We start from the raw sequence: 21,530 nt of genomic DNA on the forward strand, positions 1-21,530 counted from the left end.
AAGCAGGTCACGACCAAGCAGATCACCGCCTTCACGTCTGGCCAGCTTGCCAAATTCACCGATGACCAGATCGGCGCATTGTCGGCTGCCCAGGTCGGCTCGCTCACCAACGACCAGATCGGTGGCCTGACCGCCGGTCAGATCGGCAAGCTCAGCAACGCCGCTGTCGCTGGTCTGAAGGCAAGCCAAATCACGGCGATGACTGCCGATCAGGTTGCCGGTATCACCGCAGGTCAGAGCGCTCTGCTGAACACTGCCCAGGTCGCAGGCTTCAGCGCCACCAATGTCACAAAGCTCACCGACGACGCGGTTGCCGGGATATCCGCCAAGGCGATTGGTGGTCTTACCAACGAAGCGATCGCTGTTCTCAGCGACAGCCAGATCGGCAAGCTCAGCGCCGACCAGATCAAGGTGATGACGCCGAAGCAGGTTACCGCCTTCACGGCTGGCCAGCTTGGCAAGTTCACCGACGATCAGATGGGTGCTCTGACGGCAGCCCAGGTCGGCTCTCTCTCCGACACGCAGATCGTCGGGCTCTCGGCTGCTCAGATCGGCAAGCTCAGCAACGCTGCAGTCGGCGGTCTGAAGGCAACGCAGATCAGCGGCATGTCTGACACGCAGCTTGAAGGTCTGAGTGTTGCTCAGGCTGGCGCACTGACGGCAGCCCAGGTCGGTGCTCTGAGTGCCGATGACATCAAGAAGTTCTCCGACGACGAAATCGGAGCGATTGGTGTAAAGTCGATCAACGGCCTGAAGAACGAGGCAATCGCTGCCCTTACCGAAAGCCAGATCGGCAAGTTGACGACCGGCCAGATCTCCGGTCTGCTGTCGACACAGGTTGCGAGCTTCACGGCTGCTCAGCTTGGCAAGTTCACCGACGACCAGATCGGCGCACTCTCCGCCGCTCAGGTTGGTGCACTGACCAACGACCAGATCGGTGGTCTTTCCGCCGGTCAGATCGGCAAGCTCAGCAACACGGCCGTCACCGGCCTCAAGGCAAGCCAGATCACGGCGATGACCGCCGATCAGGTTGCCGGCATCACCGCAGGCCAGAGCGCTCTTCTGACCGGCGCACAGGTTGCTGGCTTCACTGCCACGAACGTTACCAAGCTGACCGATGATGCGGTTGCTGGCCTGACCGCCAAGGCGGTCCCGAGCCTGACGAACGAAGCGATCGCTGTCCTCAGCGAAAGCCAGGTCGGCAAGCTCAGCACCGACCAGCTCAAGGCGATGACGCCGAAGCAGGTCAGCGGCTTCACCGCTACCCAGCTCGGCAAGTTCACCGACGACCAGATCGGTGCACTCTCCGCAGCTCAGGTCGGCGCGCTGACCGATACGCAGATCGGTGGCCTCTCGGCCGGTCAGATCGGCAAGATCAGCAACACGGCAGTCACCGGTCTCAAGGCCACGCAGATCACGGCGATGAGCGCCGATCAGGTTGCCGGCATCACCGCTGACCAGAGTGCTCTGCTGACGGCTGCGCAGGTTGGTGGTTTCAGCGCCACGAACGTGACGAAGCTGACCGACAACGCAGTGGCCGGCCTGACCGCCAAGGCGATCCCTGGCTTGAAGAACGAAGCGATCGCTGTCCTCAGCGACAGCCAGATCGGCAAGCTTAGCGCCGATCAGATCAAGGCTGTGACAACGCAGCAGATCGCAGGCTTCACAGCTGCTCAGCTCGGCAAGTTCACCGACGATCAGATGGGTGCTCTGTCGGCTGCTCAGGTCGGCGCACTCTCCGACACGCAGATCGCCGGTCTCTCGGCTGCTCAGATCGGCAAGCTCAGCAACGCTGCAGTGGGCGGTCTGAAGGCAACCCAGATCAGCGGCATGAGCGACGTACAGCTCGAAGGTGTCAGCACCTCACAGGCTGCTGTGCTGACGGCAGCCCAGGTCGGTGCCCTGAGCGCTGACGACATCAAGAAGTTCTCCGATGACGACATCGGGGCGATCACGGCGAAGTCGATCAACGGTCTGAAGGCCGATGCCATTGCCGCTCTCAGCGAAAGCCAGATCGGCAAGCTCAGCGCGGACCAGATCTCCGGTCTGCTGTCGACGCAGGTTGCCAGCTTCACGGCTGCTCAGCTCGGCAAGTTCAGTGACGACCAGATCGGCGCACTTTCCGCCGCCCAGGTTGGTGCTCTGACCAACGACCAGATTGGCGGTCTCTCTGCCGGCCAGATCGGCAAGCTCAGCAACGCGGCTGTAGCGGGTCTGAAGGCAAGCCAGATCACGGCGATGAGCGCCGATCAGGTTGCCGGCATCACCACAGGCCAGGCAGGTCTCCTGACTGCTCTGCAGGTCGCTGGCTTCAGCGCCACGAACGTCACCAAACTGACGGACGACGCGGTTGCCGCGATCGGTACCAAGTCGATCGGTGGTCTGAAGACCGACGCGATCGGTGTTCTCAGCGACAGCCAGATCGGCAAGCTGAGCGCTGATCAGATCAAGTCGATCACGACACAGCAGATCGCCGGCTTCAAGGCTGCCCAGCTCGGCAAGTTCACCGACGACCAGCTCGGCGCACTCTCCGCCGCCCAGGTCGGCGCACTGAGCAACGATCAGATCGCTGGTCTCTCCGCGGCTCAGATCGGCAAGCTCAGCGACACGGCGATCACCGGTCTCAAGGCAACGCAGATAACCTCGATGAGCACCGCTCAGATCGAAGGGATCACGTTGTCGCAGACCGCAAAGCTGAACGCTGCACAGATCGGCGCCATGGCGCCGGAAGGGGTCGCGAAGTTCTCGGTCGACGAGATCGCCGCAATCGACGTCAGCGCGATCAAGGGACTGTCTGCGGACGACATCACGGCTTTGGACAAGGATCACGCCAACGCCTTCACCACTCCGCAGATCCAGGCAATGAACGACGACCAGCTGGCAGCCGTCGTGGCCGCCTACAACGCAGCCTAAGACGCAAGGGAGGGTGGCCTGTCGGCCACGCTTCACCGGCTTAACGCAATCGGGCCCGCAGCTTTGCGGGCCCTTTTCATTTTCCGGCCTACCTAGTCCTCGCGCATGGCAACAAGCTGCCGCCAGTTCGCTCCGAGACCATGCCGCGAATCATCATTGCCGTCCGATTCGCGTCGGCTGTTTTATGTGATGGAAGTGTGCCGCCGGCTGGGTCCGGTCATTCCGATTTTTCAACGGCCATAAAAGGCCCAGAGAGGGCCTAGGGCGAGAGATGACAGTCTTGTGCTGTTGCGCCCGGGTTGCATCAGAGAGCGCGTCGTGAAGGCTCTGCAGAGACTTTCGCTTGTGCCAAAGATTCGGCCAGGCACAAAGCCGCGATCGCCATGGCGTATTTCAGGGCATGCTTCTTAATTCGACTGAGAACCATACCGCAGTTTCCCCTGCGATAGCGCGCGGCAGCCGCGGCAAATGGCAGTGCTGCAGAAGGCTGCGGCGTGGGAGACTTTGTGAGAAAACTTAGCCGGCTTTGAGGGAGGCTAAAATCACCAATCAGCGGCTTGGTGAAAATCCTCTAATAAATCAAGAGGATCGGATGGTGGGCGTGACAGGGATTGAACCTGTGACCCCTACGATGTCAACGTAGTGCTCTCCCGCTGAGCTACACGCCCATCCGATGGCGGCGCATAGATCACAAAACCTTTGGGGCCGTCAATAGGCTTTTTTGAAGTTTTGTGACCTGACGCCTGCAAGCCTTATGCGGCAAGCATTTTGTTCACTTCATCGACGAGATCGCGGAGGTGGAAAGGCTTGGAAAGGACCTTTGCATCCTTCGGTGCCTTCGAATCAGGGTTCAGTGCCACGGCAGCAAAACCGGTGATGAACATGACCTTGAGGTCCGGGTCGAGTTCGGTCGCGCGACGCGCGAGTTCGATGCCGTCCATTTCAGGCATGACGATGTCGGTCAGCAGAAGCGAAAAGGGCTCTTCGCGGAGCCGGTCATAGGCGCTTGCGCCGTTGTCGTAGGACAGAACCTTGTAGCCTGCCTTTTCGAGCGCCTTCACGAGGAAGCGGCGCATGTCGTTGTCGTCTTCTGCAAGCAGTATCTTCTGAGTCATTATCCAGACCGCTGGTGAGATGAATTTTTATGGGAGGCTCCAGCCAATACACTAGTCCTTCCCCGGTAAACAACCGGTGAAGTGACCACCCGTGGCTGTCATCCCCTGTACATAGTATGGACTTGAGGCCGGGCAACTGGCAACATGGGGCAAGCAAGCCTCGAACGACATGGTTAAGAGGGTAGAAGGTGCCTGAAATCCGCGAATACGAGCTTTTTGAGATACGTGAGCCCGTGTCGCAGACCATTCCCTTCGTTTACAATTCCCCCCATAGCGGCCGCATTTATCCACCGGAATTTATCGCTCAGTCGCGTCTTCAGGGCATTTCGATCCGCCGCTCGGAGGATCACTACGTCGATGAACTGTTCTCGGCGGCGAGCCTGCTCGGTGCGCCGCTGCTGCTCGCAAACTTCCCGCGGGCCTATCTCGACGTTAACCGTGAACCCTATGAACTCGATCCGCGCATGTTCGACGGGCTTCTGCCGTCTTATGCGAATATCAATTCGCTGCGTGTTGCAGGTGGTCTCGGAACCATCCCGCGCATCGTCGCCGAGAATATGGAAATCTATGCGCGGCGCATTCCGGTCCAGGAAGGACTTGATCGCGTCGAGAGCGTCTACAAGCCCTATCACGCCGCACTGCGGCGGCTGATTGCCCGTACCCATGTTCAGTTCGGCTTCGGGGTGTTGATCGATTGCCACTCGATGCCTGGAAATGTGCGGGTTGCCGGCAGCAACCAGCGGCCGGATTTCATCATCGGCGACCGCTATGGAACGTCGGCCTCCGCCGAGTTGTCGCGCACTGCGATCAGCATCTTCGAAGAGATGGGCTTCACGGCCATTCGCAACAAGCCCTATGCCGGCGGCTTCATCACCGAGCATTACGGACGGCCGTCGCGGGGCTTGCATGCGCTGCAGATCGAGGTCAATCGCTCGATCTATGTGGATGAGGTGACGCTGGAAAAGCGGGCTGATTTCCCAGTGATCGCCAATGCGGTGACGAGCTTCATGCGGCAGATGGCGGATTACGTGCAGCGGTTTGCTGACGATACGGCGCTGGCGGCCGAATAGCTCTCTGGCAATACTCAAAAAAAACCGCGCTCTGCAGCGCGGCTAAGTCTAGGGAGGAAACACCCAAGGAGGGTATTTACAGTCAGAAGACTGTAAGAAGAAGCTACTATTGCGCTGCACAATCGTCAAGCAAAATATTGCAGTGCAAAATAATTAGGCAGATAAAGATCGATTGCCTGAAGTGTTTGCATTTTAACGCAGTTTCGCTATGAAAAGCGCCAATCCCGAGGCCAGAAACGGATCCGCCAATGCTCCCCGACCGCTCGTTCTTCAATCGTCTGGCCGAAGCGGCCAAGGCCGAAACGCTGCCGCGCTTCCGCTCCGGCCTTGATGTCACCAACAAGCTCGCCAGCGGGTTCGACCCGGTCACCGAGGGCGACCAGGCGGCGGAAGCTGCGATCCGCAAGCTGATCGAGGCGCATTATCCCGAACACGGCATCCTGGGCGAGGAGCACGGCAGCGTCGGTCTCGACCGGGAATATGTCTGGGTCATCGATCCGATCGATGGCACGCGGGCCTTCATATCGGGCGTACCCGTCTGGGGCACGCTGATCGGCTTGCAACAGAATGGCCAAGCCATCATGGGCATGATCGAGCAGCCGTTCACCGGAGAGCGCTATTTCGCCGACCAGAGCGGTTCGTTCTACACCGGGCCGGAAGGCGACCGGCAGCTCAAGGTGCGCGATTGTGATGCGCTTTCCAACGCCATCCTGTTTACCACCTCGCCGCATCTCTTCACCGGCAGCGATATGGACAAGTACCGGGAGATCGAAAGCAAGGTACGGTTGTTCCGCTACGGCTGCGATTGCTATGCCTATGCGCTGCTTGCGGCCGGGCATATCGATCTCGTGATCGAAAACAGCCTGAAGCCCTACGATGTCGGCGGCATCATTCCCGTCGTCGAGAAGGCGGGCGGTATCATGACGACCTGGGACGGCGGGCGGCCGGAAAACGGCGGTTCGATTATCGCCGCCGGCAGCCGGGCTGTCTACGAGCAGGCGATCGCCATCCTGCAGCGCTAGGCGTCAGGTGCCGATCGCTTCGACTTCCTGTATTGCCTCGGCATCGCTGCCGGGGATGAAGGCGTGGAAGGCGGCAAGGGCGGCTGCGCGATAGACATCGCGCTCTTGGAAGATCTCGTGACGGGCGCCGTTGACCGGCACCAGCTGACCGGCGCGGAAATAGCGCGACAGGCGCTCCTGGGCGATATAGGGCACGACGCCGTCGCGCGTGGGGGCGATGACAACGGTCGGAATGGTGATGGAGAACAGGTGGCTTGGCGCCATCACCTTGTCGATCGTCTTGAAGGATTCGACCAGCCAGCGGGCAGTCGGCGGGCCGAGCGTCAGTTCGGGGTGATTGCGCATCATCGCGGCGTTGCGCTCGAAGCGGACCTCGTCTGACGTCAGCGGGTTGTCGCGGAACTCGGGCTCGCGCAATTTGGCGCTCAGCGCCATGGTGCCCAAGCCGACGCTGCAGGCAGCGGAAGCCAGCCTGCGGATGGTCGAGGCCGATGCAGCCTGGCCGATCAGACCGATGAACGGTGCCGACAGAACCATACGCTCGATGCGCGTCGACAGATACGGTGCGGCGGAAAGCGCGATCAGCGCTCCCGTGGAATGCGCCAGAATGTAGAAGGGTAGGCGGGTGTCCGGCAGCACGATCTTCTCGAGGAAGATGTCCAGATCGCGCTCGTAATCCGAAAACCGCCGGACATGGCCGTGCTTGCGCTTCTTGACGAGGCGCGGCGAGCCGCCCTGGCCGCGCAGGTCGAAGGTCGCCACCCAGAGGCCCTTCGCCGTCAGATCGCGGATCGTCTCGAAGTATTTCTCGATATATTCGTTGCGGCCCTGCAGCAGCACGACCGTGCCCTTGGCGACGGAGGCGTTGGAGCGAAACACCGCATAGCGCAGCTGCTGCCCGTCAAAGGTCTCGAAATAGCCCTCGGTCCGGTTCTCTGGGGCCGGATTGTCTGGAGTCGAGATGAGAACCTGGTCCATGGGATTTGCCGCTGCTCGATGAACGTCCATTGTAGGGGATAATGCACGCGAGGCTGAAATCAACTCTTAAAGATCGTCCGGCAGCCAACCTTGCAGGAAAAAGAGACCGGCGGGGCGAGAGGGATGCCCGGCGCCGGTCCATAGTCGGACTGAAGAAGAAGGGACGATGCACTTCAGCCATCGGGCCAGTTTGATTACCCGACGGTTTGATTTCTAGGACAGGGCGGCTGAACCGATACCGAACCGGGCGTTCATGCGTGGTTCACCGGTCTGATCGGCGGCACTTGAACTCCGGAAAATCGATCACCATCTGAATTCTGCAGGCGCCGGAAGGGCCTGCGGAACCGCTCCGAAGCTGCCGAATATGGGGTTTCGGGGACATGTTTTTCGCAACTCGTCGCTTCCCAAGGAGGACACCATGCGTCACGTCGATTTCTCTCCCCTCTACCGTTCCACCGTCGGTTTCGATCGTCTTTTCACGATGCTCGACAGCCTTGCTCAGCCCGATCAGGGCCAGACCTATCCGCCCTACAATATCGAGCGCACCGGTGAGAACACCTACCGCATCACGATGGCGGTTGCTGGTTTCGATGAAACCGAAATCTCGATCGAAGCCCAGGCGCACGCTCTGACCGTCAAGGGCGAAAAGAGCGAAGATGCTGCCGATGGCAGCGAATTCCTCTATCGTGGCATCGCCAAGCGCACTTTCGAGCGCCGCTTCCAGCTTGCCGATCACGTCGAGGTCACTGCCGCTTCGCTGAAGAACGGCCTGCTGCACATCGATCTTCTGCGCAGCATTCCTGAAGCCATGAAGCCCCGGAAGATTGCGATTGCCGCCGAGGCGGTCAACGCGCCCAAGGCCATTGAGGCTCAGGTCACCAACTGATCAATCCCTCCCAGGACTGAAAAGAAAAGCGGCGCTCCGGTGGAGCGCCGCTTTTTTGTTGATTGCGTGCCGGACTTGCCGGTCAGGCCGGACTTGCCGGTCAGGCCGGACTTGCCGCTTCCTCAAGCTCCTTGGCGCTGGCCCGCTTTGCGGCGGCAGCCGCGTATTTCTGGGCGATGACGGCGCAGGCCATCAGCTGGATCTGGTGGAACAGCATCAGCGGCAGCACGATGGCGCCGATTGACTGGCCGGCGAAGATGACGTTGGCCATCGGCACGCCGCTCGCCAGGCTCTTCTTTGAGCCACAGAAGGTGATGGTGATCTCGTCGGCCTTGTTGAAGCCGAGCGCCCGGCTTCCGTACATGGTGATGGCAAGCACCAGCGCCAGCAGCAGCATATCGAGGACGATGACCACGGCGATATCGCCGATCGAGAATGTATGCCAGAGACCCTCGACGACGGCCTTGCTGAAGGCCACGTAGACGACCATCAGGATCGATCCGCGATCGACAGGCATCAGGATCTTCTTTTTCGAGCGGATCCAGTCACCGATCCACGGCTGCAATACCTGGCCAAGCACGAAGGGCAGCAGCAGCTGCAGCATGATCTGCTCAAGCGCATCCCAAGAAAAGCCGCCATGGCCGCCGACAGAGAACAGCAAGCCGACGAGCAGCGGCGTCAGGAACATACCGAAGATGTTCGATGCCGATGCCGAGCAGATCGCTGCCGGAACATTGCCGCCGGCCATCGAGGTGAAGGCGATCGAGGACTGAACCGTCGAAGGCAGCACGCAGAGGAAGAGAATGCCGAGATAGAGCGGCTGCGGCAGGATCGTATCGGGGATGAAGCCGATGGCTACGCCAAGTAGCGGGAAAAGCGCGAAAGTGGTCAGCAGGATCGCCAGATGCAGACGCCAGTGCAGCACGCCGGCGATCACCACGTCGCGGGAAAGACGCGCGCCGTGCAGGAAGAACAACAGGGCGATCGCTAGATCCGTGGCGATGCTGAAGTAACCGGCAAACGCTCCGTCCGCCGGAAACAGCGACGCGAGGATAACGGTGCAGACGAGGAGGATCGTGAAAGTATCTGGCAGGAAGCGGCGCATGATCTGGTCCCGGGCAATTCTAAGTTCATTGTTTTGTCATCCATTATGATTCAGGATGCAAGGAATAACAGTTATCATGAACTGAGATTAGAATGCTCGATCTTACCCAGTTGCGCAGTTTCGTCGCCGTCGAACAGATGGGCAGTTTTACTCTGGCTGCCGAGCGTCTGGGGCTTGGGCAATCGACGGTCAGCCAGCATATTCAGCGGCTTGAAACGTCGGTCGGCCGGAAATTGCTGGCGCGGGATACGCATAAGGTGGTGCTGACTGGAGACGGTGAGGCGCTGCTGTCGCATGCCCGGGCCATGCTTTCGATCGAGGGGCAAGTGCACTCTCTGTTTCGTGGCAACAGTCTGCGCGGCAAGTTGCGGCTCGGCGTTTCGGAGGATTTCGTCACCAGCCAGCTCCCGGCGGTGCTGGAAGATTTCGTCCGCTCGCATCCTTCCGTCGATCTGGAGCTCACCRTTGYTCTTTCTGGTGCGCTCTATGAGATGCAAGACAATGGCGAGATCGATCTCGTGCTTGCCAAGCGCCGGCTGGGGGATGCGCGCGGCAAGCTGGTTTACCGCGAGCCGCTGGTGTGGCTGGCGCGTGATCCCGAGCATATCATGGCGCAGAACCCGCTGCCGCTGATCGCCTTTCCGGCGCCAAGCGTCACCCGCAGCATCGCGCTGGAAGCATTGGGGCGAACGCAGGTGGCGTGGCGGATCGTCTGCACCTGCGGCAGCCTCAGCGGCCTTACGGCGGCGGCGCGTGCCGGAATGGGGGTGCTGGTGCAACCGCGCAGCATGGCACCGTCAGGATTGAAGGAAATTTCGCCTGGTCGGCTGCCGGTGCTCGAGGATGTGGAATTCGTGCTCGTTCCACGCAAGGGCGCCGATCGGGCTCTGGTCTCGGCGCTTTCCGACGACATCCTCGGCAAGGTGCGCAGCTTGCGGTCAAGCAGCTAAACAAAAACCCCGCCGGATTGGCGGGGTTTCTGTTGTTCCGGTTATGGGCCTACGCACTGCTGGCGGGGGCCGTTATAGGGCTGGAACGTGTTGTCCGAAGCCCGGTACGAACGGTAGCGGTCGGCGCACCAGCGGCTATGCGAGTTGCCGCCATAGTAGCGCGGCTGCGACGCAGCGCTCAATGCGCCGCCGATGATCGCACCGGCTGCAAGTCCGCCGATAATCGCGCCGGCATTGTTGTTATGGCGATGGTAGTAGCCATCGCGATAGTAGCGGCGGTTATAGTTCGAGTGGTAGCGGCCATTGTTCCAATGGTGGTTGTTCCAGTTGCGGTGGCGGACAATTCTGGGGCTGCGCACCTGCTGGATATCGGATGCCAGCTGCGGCTTCTCGATGTTGACCACGGGGAAGGCCTGCGCTGGCGCAATGCCGGTGAAGGCGGTGGCGAGAGAAATGACTAGGATTGCGAGTTTTTTCATGATTTTCACCTTTCGCCTGTAAAATCGAAAGGCGGCCCGAAAGTTCCGCGAGACTACACATTTGTGCAGGCTTTCACGCAAACGTTAACGGGCTGCTTGCCGCTTTAAGCTCGTCTCAACCGTGTCGCTTAGACGTTTGGTCAGATTTCGGCCGATAGTTTAGCAAGCCTTAAAGGTCGTCGTTCGGGGCAAGGGAGAACGGACCGATGGTTTATGGAGCAATATTTGTATCCGGGCTGGTTGCCTGCGTGATGATGATCGTGGTGATCGGCCACGAAGCAGAAAAGGCGGATCAGGGTGCACCCCAATCCGCCGTCTTCGGACATCAGAATTGATGCCGCCTTATGCCGCCAGGCATTTCAGGAAGCCGTCGACATCGGCTTCCGTCGTCGCAAAGCTCGTCACCAGACGGATCAGCGTTTCGTTGTCGCCAACGAGTTCCGGGGTGGCGACCGGGATAGGCCACTCATAGAATTTTGCGCCGCGGCTTTCGGCGGTCTTGGCTGCGGCCTTGGTGATCACTGCAAAGACTTCGTTGGATGCCGTCGGCCAGGCAAGGCGGGCGGAATTGCTGGCGCCGATGCCGGAGCGCAGCTGGTCGGCCATGCCGTTCGAATGGCGTGCAAGGCCAAGCCAGAGCTCTTCCTCGAAATAGGCGTCGAACTGTGCGGCGATGAAGCGCGATTTGGAGAAGAGCTGCGCGGCGCGCTTGCGGATGAAGGGAATATCCTTGGCCTGCTCCGGATTGAAGAAGACGATCGCTTCCGCACACCAGCAGCCGTTCTTGGTGCCGCCGAACGAGAGAATATCGACGCCGCGCTTCCAGGTCATTTCCGCCGGTGTTGCACCGAGCGCGACAAGCGCATTGGCAAAACGGGCGCCATCCATATGAAGCGGGAGGCCGCGCTTTTTGGCGATCGACGAGATCTCGCCGATTTCAGGCAGTGAGTAGACGGTGCCGATCTCTGTCGCCTGAGTGATGGTAATGGCGGAGGCGCGGCCGTGATGCACGGCATCTTCCGGGAAGCTGGCGATCTTCGCCGAGAGTTTGGCCGGGTCGATCTTTCCAGCCTCGCCGCTGACGGGGATCAGGCGGGCAGAATCGGCGAAGAATTCCGGGGCGCCGCACTCGTCTTCGATCACGTGGGCCTCGGAGTGGCAGAAGGTCACGCCGCCCGGCCGTTGCACGCTGGCAAGCGAGAGCGAGTTGGCGGCGGTGCCTGTTGCCACGAAGAAGACGGCGACGTCGCGCTCAAAGACCTCGGAGAAGCGGGCTGCGACCTTCTTGTCGAGATCGCTGTTGCCATAGGCGGCGGCAAAGCCGGTGGAGGCTGAAAGAAGACGTTTGGCAATGGCCTCGTGGGCACCGGCCCAGTTGTCGGAAGCAAAAAACATGATGTGACCGCACTTGGTAGTTTGGGGGAGGGGCAAAGTTCGGCAGGGACATTACGCCATTGCCGCGGCCGATCAAGCGCCAGCCATCAGACACATCACGAAATCTGATTTCCGCAATCAATATACAAAATAGTGCAAAAGGGCGTAATTTTATGTCGCTTAGTTGTTGTTTCGGGTAACTTTCGGTCGAAACTTGATGTTTTTTTAATTTATCACTCTTGCGGGAGCTCCATCATTCTGGCATAGAACTTGTGAATTAGGACAGGGTTGTTGTCCTATTTTGGCCTTCGTGGCCGGAGAGGTGCCGAAAGTCCTGACCTTTGCAGGCTTTCACGTTATAGTCCGCGCGAGCGCAAGACCTTTGAGGTTGCGCGGAGGCGGCTGACAGGCGCGGAGCACGACGGATCGCTTCTGGCGGACGCATGCGGCCGATCTTCACAATGCAACAGCGCTGTCACGCGCCGGACCTAAGATCGGGAACGGTGCATGACGAAAGGCCGCCCGCCGACCCCCGCGGGCTTTGACAGGAGCGAAGACGATGACGAAGAAGACGCCATCCACGAGTTTTGACCAGAGTGCTGCGGCCAATGCGCGCGCAACGGACAAAACGCGCAAATTCGCCTCCGGGCTGCCGAAAAAGCAGGGCCTCTACGATCCCCGCAACGAGCATGACGCCTGTGGCGTCGGCTTCGTTGCGCATATGAAGGGCCAGAAGTCGCATCAGATCGTCAAGGACGGTCTCTTCATTCTCGAAAACCTGACACACCGTGGTGCCGTCGGCGCCGATCCGCTGATGGGTGATGGCGCGGGCATTCTCGTGCAGATTCCTGATCGCTTCTTCCGTGAGGAGATGGCGAAGCAGGGCATCACCCTGCCGAAGGCCGGCGAATACGGCGTCGGTCACATCTTCATGCCGCGCGACGAAGCGCAGATCGAGCATTTCAAGAAGGTGATCAAGGATGTCATCACCGAGGAAGGCCAGGTCCTGATCGGCTTCCGCGATGTGCCGGTCGACAACTCGTCGCTGTCGAAGGCGCCCGAGATCGCCGCCACCGAGCCGCATCACGTTCAGATCTTCATCGGCGCCGGCGAAGATGCCGCGACGAACGACGAGTTCGAGCGCCGCCTGTTCACGCTCCGCAAGGTGATCTCGAACCGCATCTATGACGAGTTCGATGGCGAAGAGAGCAATTTCTATCCGGTCTCGCTGTCGTCGGCGACGATTGTCTACAAGGGCATGTTCCTGGCCTATCAGGTCGGTGCCTATTACAAGGATCTGGCGGACCCGCGCTTCGAAAGCGCCGTCGCGCTCGTGCATCAGCGCTTCTCGACCAACACCTTCCCGTCCTGGAAGCTGGCGCATCCATACCGCATGGTTGCCCATAACGGCGAAATCAACACGCTGCGTTCCAACGTCAACTGGATGGCGGCGCGTCAGGCCTCGGTGTCCTCGCCGCTGTTCGGCGACGATATCTCCAAGCTTTGGCCTATCTCTTACGAGGGGCAGTCGGATACGGCCTGTTTTGATAACGCGCTCGAGTTCCTGGTGCGCGGCGGTTATTCCATGGCGCATGCCGTGATGATGCTGATCCCGGAAGCCTGGGCTGGAAACCAGTCGATGGCTGCCGAACGCAAGGCATTCTACGAATACCATGCCGCACTGATGGAGCCATGGGATGGCCCGGCTGCCGTTGCCTTTACCGATGGCAAGCAGATCGGCGCGACGCTCGACCGCAACGGCTTGCGTCCGGCGCGCTATCTCGTCACCAACGACGACCGTATCATCCTCGCTTCGGAAGCCGGCACGCTGCCGGTTCCGGAAGAGGACATCGTTCAGAAGTGGCGTCTGCAGCCCGGCAAGATGCTGCTGATCGACATGGAAAAGGGCCGGATCGTTTCCGACGAGGAAGTGAAGTCCGAGCTCGCCACCAAGCATCCCTATCGCAGCTGGCTCGACCGTACGCAGCTGATCCTCGAAGACCTAAAGCCGGTGGAGCCGCGTGCGCTGCGCCGCGACGTCTCGCTGCTGAACCGCCAGCAGGCCTTCGGCTACACGACCGAAGACACCAAGATCCTGATGTCGCCGATGGCGACCACGGGTCAGGAAGCCGTCGGTTCGATGGGCACCGATACGCCGATCTCGGCAATGTCGGAAAAGTCGAAGCTGCTCTACACCTATTTCAAGCAGAACTTTGCGCAGGTCACCAACCCGCCGATCGATCCGATCCGCGAAGAACTGGTCATGAGCCTTGTGTCGTTCATCGGCCCGCGTCCGAACCTGCTCGACCATACAGGCATGGCGAATGCCAAGCGCCTGGAAGTGCGCCAGCCGATCCTGACCAACGGCGATCTCGAGAAGATTCGCTCGATCGGCCACACGGAAGACCGCTTCGACACCAAGACGCTCGACTTTACCTATGACGTCGAACGTGGCGCCGAAGGCATGCCCGAAATGCTCGACCGCCTCTGTGAGCGCGCCGAAGCGGCCGTCAAGGGCGGTTACAACATCATCGTGCTGTCGGACCGTCAGCTCGGCCCCGACCGCATCGCCATCCCGGCGCTGCTGGCGACGGCTGCCGTCCACCATCACCTGATCCGCAAGGGCCTGCGCACCTCCGTCGGTATCGTCGTCGAGACCGGCGAGCCGCGCGAAGTACACCATTTCTGCCTGCTCGCAGGCTACGGTGCCGAGGCGATCAATCCTTATCTCGCTTTCGATACGCTGCTCGACATGCATGCCAAGGGCGAGTTCCCGAAGGAAGTCGACGCCTCGGAAGTCGTCTATCGCTACATCAAGGCTGTCGGTAAGGGCATCCTGAAGGTGATGTCGAAGATGGGCATCTCGACCTATCAGTCCTATTGCGGCGGCCAGATCTTCGATGCGATCGGACTGCAGCAGGAACTGGTCGACAAGTATTTCTTCGGCACGGCAACGATGATCGAAGGTGTCGATCTCTCGGCGATCGCCGAGGAGACCGTTGCGCGCCATACATCGGCTTTCGGCAAGGACCCGCTGCTGGCGACGACGCTCGATATCGGCGGCGAATATGCCTACCGCATGCGCGGCGAAAGCCATGCCTGGACGCCGGATGCCGTTGCCACGCTGCAGCACGCCGTCCGCGGCAATGCCGAAGACCGCTACCGCGAGTTCGCCGAGATGGTGAACACCTCGGCGCTGCGCATGAACACCATCCGCGGCCTCTTCAACATCAAGAGCGCCGAACAGCTGGGCCGCACGCCTGTATCTGTCGATGAGGTCGAGCCTGCGATCGATATCGTCAAGCGCTTCTCGACGGGTGCGATGTCCTTCGGCTCGATCAGCCGCGAGGCGCATACGACGCTGGCAATCGCCATGAACAAGATCGGCGGCAAGTCGAACACCGGCGAGGGTGGCGAAGAGAGCGACCGCTACATGCCGCTGCCCGACGGTTCGTCGAACCCGGAACGCTCGGCCATCAAGCAGATCGCCTCGGGACGTTTCGGTGTGACGACGGAATATCTGGTCAATGCCGACATGCTGCAGATCAAGGTCGCGCAGGGTGCCAAGCCCGGCGAAGGCGGTCAGCTGCCCGGCCACAAGGTCGATGCGACGGTCGCCAAGACCCGCCACTCGACGCCGGGTGTCGGCCTGATTTCGCCGCCGCCGCATCATGACATCTATTCGATCGAAGATCTGGCACAGCTGATCTACGACCTGAAGAACGTCAACCCGACGTCGGATGTCTCGGTCAAGCTGGTCTCGGAAGTCGGCGTCGGCACGGTTGCCGCCGGTGTTGCCAAGGCGCGTGCCGACCACATCACGGTCTCGGGCTTCGATGGCGGAACGGGCGCATCGCCGCTGACGTCGCTGAAGCATGCGGGTTCGCCTTGGGAAATCGGCCTTGCCGAGACTCAGCAGACGCTGGTGCTGAACGGCCTTCGCTCGCGCATCGCCCTGCAGGTCGATGGCGGTCTGAAGACCGGCCGCGACGTCATCATCGGTGCACTTCTCGGTGCCGACGAGTTCGGCTTCGCGACCGCGCCGCTGATCGCTGCCGGCTGCATCATGATGCGCAAGTGCCATCTGAACACCTGTCCGGTTGGCGTCGCGACGCAGGACCCGGTTCTGCGCAAGCGCTTCAAGGGCACGCCTGAGCACGTCATCAACTACTTCTTCTTCGTCGCCAACGAAGTGCGCGAAATCCTCGCCTCGCTCGGCTTCACCAAGCTCGACGATATCGTCGGTGCTTCGGAGTTGCTGGAGAAGGACGAGATGCTGGCGCACTGGAAGGCTAAGGGTCTCGATTTCAGCCGCATCTTCCACAAGGTCGAAGCCGCCAAGGAAGAGACCTATTGGACCACCCGCCAGAAGCATCCGATCGACGATATCCTCGACCGCAAGCTGATCGAGCAGGCGGAACCGGCACTGACGTCCAAGACACCGGTTGCCTTCGAAGTCGATATCAAGAACGTCGACCGTTCGGCAGGCGCGATGCTGTCGGGCGAAGTCGCCAAGCGTTATAACCATCGCGGTCTGAAGGAAGACACGATCAACGTGACGCTTCGCGGCACCGCCGGACAATCGTTCGGCGCGTTCCTGGCACGCGGCATCACCTTCAACCTGATCGGCGACGGCAACGACTATGTCGGCAAGGGTCTGTCGGGTGGCAAGATCATCGTTCGTCCGCCGGAAAATTCGAAGATCGTTGCGGAAGATTCGATCATCGTCGGCAACACGGTTCTCTACGGCGCGACCGAGGGTGAATGCTACTTCCGCGGTGTCGCGGGCGAGCGCTTTGCTGTCCGTAACTCGGGTGCGATCGCCATCGTCGAAGGCGTGGGCGACCACGGCTGCGAATACATGACCGGCGGCGTTGTCGTCGTGCTCGGCGCAACGGGCCGCAACTTCGCGGCCGGCATGTCCGGTGGCGTGGCCTATGTTCTCGACGAGATCGGCGATTTCGCCAAGCGCTGCAACATGGCGATGGTCGAACTCGAGCCAGTTCCGGAAGAGGACGACATGATGGAGAAGCTTCATCATCACGGCGGCGATCTGGCGCACAAGGGACGCGTCGACGTCTCCGGCGACATGACGCGTCACGACGAGGAGCGCCTCTATCAGCTGATCTCCAACCATCTGCACTACACGGGCTCAACCCGCGCGAAGCAGATCTTGGACGGCTGGGCCGACTACCGCCCGAAATTCCGCAAGGTCATGCCGGTCGAGTACCGCCGTGCGCTTGAGGAAATGGAGCGCGCCCGGATGGGGATCGCTGCGGAATAATTTGCAAAGAAGTCCGCCGCGCCGAGTGCGTGGCGGATGACCGGACTATCTTCAAATGACCCGTGCCGATTGGTGGCAGCATCCTGCTGCTGGTCCGCACGGATGGATCTCAGGGGATAAGTGCTGATGACGGTCGAAAGAAGCAACCTGCCTCCAGAGCTGAGGCTGATGATGGACAACTGGCCGCAGGCGAGGCGGTCATGAGGGTAAGGGACGAAAATATGGGTAAGGTTACAGGCTTTCTGGAAATCGACCGGCAGGTTGCGAAGTATCAGCCGGCGTCGGATCGTATCCGGCATTTCCGCGAATTCACCATCCCGATGTCTGACCCGGAAGTGCAGAAGCAGGCAGCCCGCTGCATGGACTGTGGCATCCCCTATTGTCATGGCCCGACCGGCTGCCCTGTACATAACCAGATCCCGGACTGGAACGACCTCGTCTACAACAACAACTGGGAAGCAGCGATCCAGAACCTGCATTCCACCAACAACTTCCCGGAGTTCACCGGCCGCGTCTGCCCCGCGCCCTGCGAGGAAGCCTGCACGCTGAACCTCGAAGACACGCCTGTGGCGATCAAGACGGTCGAACAGGCAATCGCCGACAAGGCTTATGAGCTCGGTTTCATCCGCCCGCAGCCGGCGACCGTTCACACCGGCAAGAAGGTTGCGATCATCGGTTCGGGTCCGGCCGGCATGGCGGCTGCCCAGCAGCTCGGCCGCGCTGGTCACGAGGTTCATCTCTATGAGCGCGAGAGCAAGGCAGGCGGCCTGCTGCGCTACGGCATCCCTGATTTCAAGATGGAGAAAAACTTCATCGACCGCCGTGTCGAGCAGATGAAGGGCGAGGGCGTCACCTTCCATTGCGGCGTCAATGTCGGCGTGGATGTGACGGTCGAGCAGCTGCTCGCCGATCATGACGCCGTGCTTTACTGCGGCGGTTCGGAAACCCCGCGCGAGGCCGGTATTCCGGGCACGGATTTCGCAGGCGTTCATGACGCCATGCCTTATCTCGTGCAGCAGAACAAGCGCGTCGGCCGCGAGAATATCGACAGTGTCGGCTGGCAGGCGGATCCGATCCTTGCCGGTGCCAAGCATGTCGTTGTCGTCGGTGGTGGCGATACCGCATCGGACTGTGTCGGCACGGCGTTCCGCCAGGGCGCCGTCAAGGTGACCCAGCTCGACATTCGCCCGCAGCCGCCGGAAAAGGAAGACAAGCTCGCCGTCTGGCCATTCTGGGCCACGAAGATGCGCACCTCGTCGTCGCAGGCCGAAGGCGCTATCCGCGAATTCCAGGTCGCAACGCTCGAATTCGTCGGCGAAGACGGCGTGCTGACCGGTGTGAAGTGCTGCGAAGTCGATGAGCGCCGCAAGCCGGTTCCCGGCACGGAGTTCGTCATCAAGGCCGATCTCGCCTTCATCGCCATCGGCTTCCGCGGCCCGTTCACCGACAGCGTGCTCAAGGAACTCGACGGCAAGCTGACGCTGAACACGGACCGTCGCGGCTCGACTAACGTCGTTGCCAACGACAAGGACTACAAGACCTCGGTCGACAAGTTCTGGACCGCCGGTGACGTACGCCGTGGCCAGTCGCTGGTCGTCTGGGCGATCCGCGAGGGCCGTCAGGCTGCGCGTGCGATCGACGAAGCGCTGATGGGCTCGACGGTTCTGCCGCTCTGATCTGATGAGAGATTGAATTGAAGAGGGCCGCTTCCGCGGCCCTTTATTTTGCCGAAACCTGCTTCGGTTCTTTGGCAGCGGGAAGCCTGTAGTCATCGACCCGGCCGGCGGGCGCCTGTTCGACCATGCCGTCCTGCACCAGAATGTCGCGTGGCGATTTCGTCAGCGATACCGGCGGTGCCTTGGCGCCCAGCAGTTCGGATCCGCCGTCGAGATTGGGATCGGAGAGGCTGATCGGCTGCGTGTGCGGCGCGTTGGGTTCCGGCAGGCCGAGGCTCGGCAGGTTGCTGGTGTCGAGGCGCACCAGGTCCGGGCTTGCCTGGGTGCCGAGAATGCGGCGTGCCGGCTTTTCGACGTAGAAGGCAACCTTGCGGCGCCCCGCCTGCGTCAGGTTAATGCCGTCCGAGGTGCGCAGGCGTACCTGCTGGCCGTTGATATCCGAACCGGTGACGATGAACTCGCCACCCTCGTTGACGAAGCCATCCCAGATGTCGACGAACTCGCCGCCGGCACTTTCGATCTGTTTTCGGAACAGCTGGTTCATCTGCACGGCATCCGCCGTCATCGAATCCGAATCGAAGGCCGGGAGACCGACCCAAAGCAGCGGGATCTTGCGGCTTGTCACTTCCTTGCCGAAGTTCAGCACGCGCTTCTGGTATTCGGCATACCACGCGTCGGTCCGGAATTTCTCCTTGGTGCCGTTGATCGCCATCTGCTGGCGGTCGTTGGCGCCGATCATCACGACGACGATGGCGGGTTTCACCTCGTCCATCATCTTCAGCAGCTGCTCGGGCCAATCGTAGTAGTCGTCGCGGACAAGGCCTGACGAAACATTGCCGCGGGCATCGATCACGACGCCGGGAGAGGTCTTGAAGGCTTCGGTCATGCCGTCGCCGAGGCCGCTTGCCAGAAAGTCGCCGACGATCAGGATCTTCTGGGCATTTTCCTGCTTCTGAACGACGTCCTCATCGGGCACGGGTGCCACAGCCTTCGGCGCAGCCGCTGCCTTAGGCGGCGCGGTGCGCTTCTTTTGCGGTCGCGGCCGCTGGACATCGGGCGCTGGCGGATATTCTTCTTCGACGGCGCGGCGGCCGAGGAAGAAATCGAGGATCGAGCGGCGCTGATAGCGCTCCTGGGCGTCGGCAAAATGGACAGGCGCAGTCACGCCGAACGACAGCACCAACGCAGCCGTCAGCAGCGTTCGTCCGCCGAGTTTCCGCTTTTGATCAGACTTCCGCATGGTCATGCCCCGCATCTCGCGCCATTTTCGCATGGAGTGGGCGCAATCGTCCACTCACAACGCGATTTGTGCCGCGGATTCTTCCTGTTAGCGCCGCAGCGCGTTCAGAAGAGGAAGCGAAGGCTCGCCATCCGTCTGCATGCCGAGACGCTGCTGGACTGCCGAAATGGCGGCTTTCGATCCGGAGCCGAAATTGCCATCGACTTCGCCGTCGTAATAGCCGAGCGTCTTCAGACGAGTCTGGAGCTCGAACTTTTCCTTCACATCAAGCGTACCATCTGGCCGCGGCCAGCGCTGCTTCATGCCGCCATAGCCGGCAATCTCGTCGGCAAGCAGACCGACGGCGAGAGCATAGCTGTCGGAAGCGTTGTATTTCTTGATGGTGAAGAAGTTCGAGGTCATCAGGAAGCCGGGGCCACCTGGGCCGCCCGGCATTTTCAGCTGCGCCTTGGTGGAGGCGTCCTTGAAGCTTTTGCCGTTCGGGCGGGTCAGACCCATCGCGGCCCATTGAGCCAGCGTGTGGGTCTTGCCTGCCTGCTTGGCGGCACTTGCGGGAACCTGGACTTCGTAGCCCCAGGTCTTGCCGGTATCCCAGCCGTTCTTGGCCAGCAGGTTGGCGGAGGTCGCCAACGCATCCGGAACCGAGTTCCAGATGTCACGGTGGCCATTGCCATCGGCATCGACGGCGTAAAGCAGGTAGCTGGTCGGGATGAACTGCGTGTGGCCCATGGCGCCGGCCCAGGAACCGGTCATGCCGTCGGCGGAGATATCGCCATTTTGCAGAATCTTGAGTGCTGCGATGAGCTGCTTCTGGGCAAATTTCGCCCGGCGCTCATCGGCATAGGCAAGCGTTGCAAGTGCGCGCGGCACGTAATGCAGGCGGTCGTCCTTGGCGAGCACGGCACCGTAATTCGATTCCATCGACCAGATGGCGAGAATGATTGTCTTGTCGACGCCGAAATGGCGCTCGATAGCGTTCAGGGTCGAGGCGTGCTTTGCGGCCATTTTGCGGCCGATCTCGACTGTGTAGGGGTTAACCCGGGAATCCACATAGTCCCAAATCTTGGTGGTGAATTCCGGCTGAAAAGCCGCCTTTTCAAGGACTGTAGGGTCAGGTTCGCTCACACCCGCAAAGGCTTTGCGGTACGTTGCCTTGCTGATGCCATTTTGCGCGGCAGTTTGATAAAAGTCCGCGATCCACTTCTGGAACCGCTGGTCGGCGGCTGCGTTATGCGGAGCCAATCCAGCGGAAGCGGTCACAACGAGGGCGAGAGCAAGACCACGAAGGGAGTATTTGTGATTTTTGGTCATCGGCAGTCCGTATCCGTCATCTCTGTTACAAGTGCGGCGGAGGGGCATTCCGTCCGGACCCGAGACTACCGGAACGAAGTCAACAAATTCTTTACCATGACAACGTCTTCCCGTCATCATTTGTAAA

Annotated in this window: 15 protein-coding genes and 1 tRNA gene; 8 read left to right on the top strand and 8 right to left on the bottom strand. The window is 60.7% G+C overall.

The annotated features are described in order from the left end of the window. Positions 1 to 2,913 (top strand): beta strand repeat-containing protein (locus AC1DJO_RS26505; protein WP_477973780.1); only part of this gene is annotated, 2,913 nt, incomplete at its 5' end. Between the two features lie 593 nt (positions 2,914 to 3,506). Here AC1DJO_RS26505 and AC1DJO_RS26510 read toward each other — a convergent pair. Further along, positions 3,507 to 3,581, bottom strand: a tRNA-Val gene (locus AC1DJO_RS26510). 84 nt (positions 3,582 to 3,665) lie between these two features. Next, positions 3,666 to 4,028, bottom strand: coding sequence for a response regulator CpdR1 (gene cpdR1, locus AC1DJO_RS26515; protein WP_003542883.1), 363 nt, complete (start codon positions 4,026 to 4,028; stop codon positions 3,666 to 3,668). A gap of 188 nt (positions 4,029 to 4,216) precedes the next feature. On the opposite strand from cpdR1, the gene AC1DJO_RS26520 reads away from it, so the two are divergent. Both AC1DJO_RS26520 and hisN read left to right on the top strand, forming a co-directional pair. Then, the gene (locus tag AC1DJO_RS26520) at positions 4,217 to 5,098 is read left to right on the top strand and encodes an N-formylglutamate amidohydrolase (protein ID WP_112385543.1); all 882 of its coding nucleotides are present in this window, start codon (positions 4,217 to 4,219) and stop codon (positions 5,096 to 5,098) included. Between the two features lie 248 nt (positions 5,099 to 5,346). Continuing rightward, positions 5,347 to 6,120, top strand: a complete 774-nt coding sequence (hisN, locus tag AC1DJO_RS26525; protein ID WP_477973782.1) for a histidinol-phosphatase — start codon at positions 5,347 to 5,349, stop codon at positions 6,118 to 6,120. A gap of 3 nt (positions 6,121 to 6,123) precedes the next feature. Here hisN and AC1DJO_RS26530 read toward each other — a convergent pair whose 3' ends face one another. After that, the gene (locus AC1DJO_RS26530; protein ID WP_477973784.1) at positions 6,124 to 7,098 is read right to left on the bottom strand and encodes an alpha/beta fold hydrolase; all 975 of its coding nucleotides are present in this window, start codon (positions 7,096 to 7,098) and stop codon (positions 6,124 to 6,126) included. A 418-nt stretch (positions 7,099 to 7,516) separates the two neighbouring features. Here AC1DJO_RS26530 and AC1DJO_RS26535 point away from each other — a divergent pair, with 418 nt between their 5' ends. Then, positions 7,517 to 7,984 carry an Hsp20 family protein gene (locus tag AC1DJO_RS26535; RefSeq protein WP_112385540.1) on the top strand — a complete coding sequence of 156 codons (468 nt, stop codon included), beginning with the start codon at positions 7,517 to 7,519 and terminating at the stop codon, positions 7,982 to 7,984. A gap of 100 nt (positions 7,985 to 8,084) precedes the next feature. Here AC1DJO_RS26535 and AC1DJO_RS26540 read toward each other — a convergent pair whose 3' ends face one another. Beyond that, a complete protein-coding gene (locus AC1DJO_RS26540; RefSeq protein ID WP_112385539.1) occupies positions 8,085 to 9,089 on the bottom strand; it encodes a bile acid:sodium symporter family protein in 1,005 nt (334 codons plus the stop codon). Positions 9,090 to 9,181: 92 nt separating this feature from the next. Here AC1DJO_RS26540 and AC1DJO_RS26545 point away from each other — a divergent pair, with 92 nt between their 5' ends. After that, complete coding sequence (locus tag AC1DJO_RS26545) at positions 9,182 to 10,039, top strand: LysR family transcriptional regulator (RefSeq protein WP_477973786.1); 858 nt, start codon at positions 9,182 to 9,184, stop codon at positions 10,037 to 10,039. Positions 10,040 to 10,080: 41 nt separating this feature from the next. On the opposite strand, the gene AC1DJO_RS26550 is transcribed toward AC1DJO_RS26545, so the two are convergent. Beyond that, a complete protein-coding gene (locus AC1DJO_RS26550) occupies positions 10,081 to 10,518 on the bottom strand; it encodes a BA14K family protein (RefSeq protein WP_477973788.1) in 438 nt (145 codons plus the stop codon). 206 nt (positions 10,519 to 10,724) lie between these two features. Here AC1DJO_RS26550 and AC1DJO_RS26555 point away from each other — a divergent pair, with 206 nt between their 5' ends. Then, a complete protein-coding gene (locus AC1DJO_RS26555; RefSeq protein ID WP_310297113.1) occupies positions 10,725 to 10,853 on the top strand; it encodes a hypothetical protein in 129 nt (42 codons plus the stop codon). 7 nt (positions 10,854 to 10,860) lie between these two features. Here AC1DJO_RS26555 and AC1DJO_RS26560 read toward each other — a convergent pair whose 3' ends face one another. After that, a complete protein-coding gene (locus tag AC1DJO_RS26560) occupies positions 10,861 to 11,913 on the bottom strand; it encodes a threonine aldolase family protein (protein ID WP_477973790.1) in 1,053 nt (350 codons plus the stop codon). A 538-nt stretch (positions 11,914 to 12,451) separates the two neighbouring features. Here AC1DJO_RS26560 and gltB point away from each other — a divergent pair. Together gltB and AC1DJO_RS26570 are read left to right on the top strand one after the other, a co-directional pair. Next, the gene (gene gltB, locus AC1DJO_RS26565) at positions 12,452 to 17,176 is read left to right on the top strand and encodes a glutamate synthase large subunit (protein WP_477973792.1); all 4,725 of its coding nucleotides are present in this window, start codon (positions 12,452 to 12,454) and stop codon (positions 17,174 to 17,176) included. A 221-nt stretch (positions 17,177 to 17,397) separates the two neighbouring features. Further along, positions 17,398 to 18,852: a glutamate synthase subunit beta gene (locus tag AC1DJO_RS26570; RefSeq protein WP_477973794.1), complete on the top strand. Its 1,455-nt coding sequence runs from the start codon at positions 17,398 to 17,400 to the stop codon at positions 18,850 to 18,852. A gap of 43 nt (positions 18,853 to 18,895) precedes the next feature. Here the strand turns inward: AC1DJO_RS26570 and AC1DJO_RS26575 are convergent, their stop codons facing one another. Further along, entirely contained in the window at positions 18,896 to 20,092 is a 1,197-nt protein-coding gene (locus AC1DJO_RS26575; RefSeq protein ID WP_477973796.1) for an SGNH/GDSL hydrolase family protein, read from the bottom strand. 87 nt (positions 20,093 to 20,179) lie between these two features. Next, complete coding sequence (locus tag AC1DJO_RS26580) at positions 20,180 to 21,403, bottom strand: lytic murein transglycosylase (RefSeq protein ID WP_112385533.1); 1,224 nt, start codon at positions 21,401 to 21,403, stop codon at positions 20,180 to 20,182. Positions 21,404 to 21,530 lie beyond the last annotated feature (127 nt).

It is taken from the genome of Rhizobium sp. 05N430, assembly GCF_056396985.1.

Excerpts from the sequence above, each read along its gene's own strand:
- cpdR1 (WP_003542883.1), bottom strand. The coding sequence starts at position 4,028 with ATGACTCAGAAGATACTGCTTGCAGAAGACGACAACGACATGCGCCGC.
- hisN (WP_477973782.1), top strand. The coding sequence starts at position 5,347 with ATGCTCCCCGACCGCTCGTTCTTCAATCGTCTGGCCGAAGCGGCCAAG.
- AC1DJO_RS26530 (WP_477973784.1), bottom strand. The coding sequence starts at position 7,098 with ATGGACCAGGTTCTCATCTCGACTCCAGACAATCCGGCCCCAGAGAAC.
- AC1DJO_RS26535 (WP_112385540.1), top strand. The coding sequence starts at position 7,517 with ATGCGTCACGTCGATTTCTCTCCCCTCTACCGTTCCACCGTCGGTTTC.
- AC1DJO_RS26540 (WP_112385539.1), bottom strand. The coding sequence starts at position 9,089 with ATGCGCCGCTTCCTGCCAGATACTTTCACGATCCTCCTCGTCTGCACC.
- AC1DJO_RS26550 (WP_477973788.1), bottom strand. The coding sequence starts at position 10,518 with ATGAAAAAACTCGCAATCCTAGTCATTTCTCTCGCCACCGCCTTCACC.
- AC1DJO_RS26555 (WP_310297113.1), top strand. The coding sequence starts at position 10,725 with ATGGTTTATGGAGCAATATTTGTATCCGGGCTGGTTGCCTGCGTGATG.
- AC1DJO_RS26560 (WP_477973790.1), bottom strand. The coding sequence starts at position 11,913 with ATGTTTTTTGCTTCCGACAACTGGGCCGGTGCCCACGAGGCCATTGCC.
- gltB (WP_477973792.1), top strand. The coding sequence starts at position 12,452 with ATGACGAAGAAGACGCCATCCACGAGTTTTGACCAGAGTGCTGCGGCC.
- AC1DJO_RS26570 (WP_477973794.1), top strand. The coding sequence starts at position 17,398 with ATGGGTAAGGTTACAGGCTTTCTGGAAATCGACCGGCAGGTTGCGAAG.
- AC1DJO_RS26575 (WP_477973796.1), bottom strand. The coding sequence starts at position 20,092 with ATGCGGAAGTCTGATCAAAAGCGGAAACTCGGCGGACGAACGCTGCTG.
- AC1DJO_RS26580 (WP_112385533.1), bottom strand. The coding sequence starts at position 21,403 with ATGACCAAAAATCACAAATACTCCCTTCGTGGTCTTGCTCTCGCCCTC.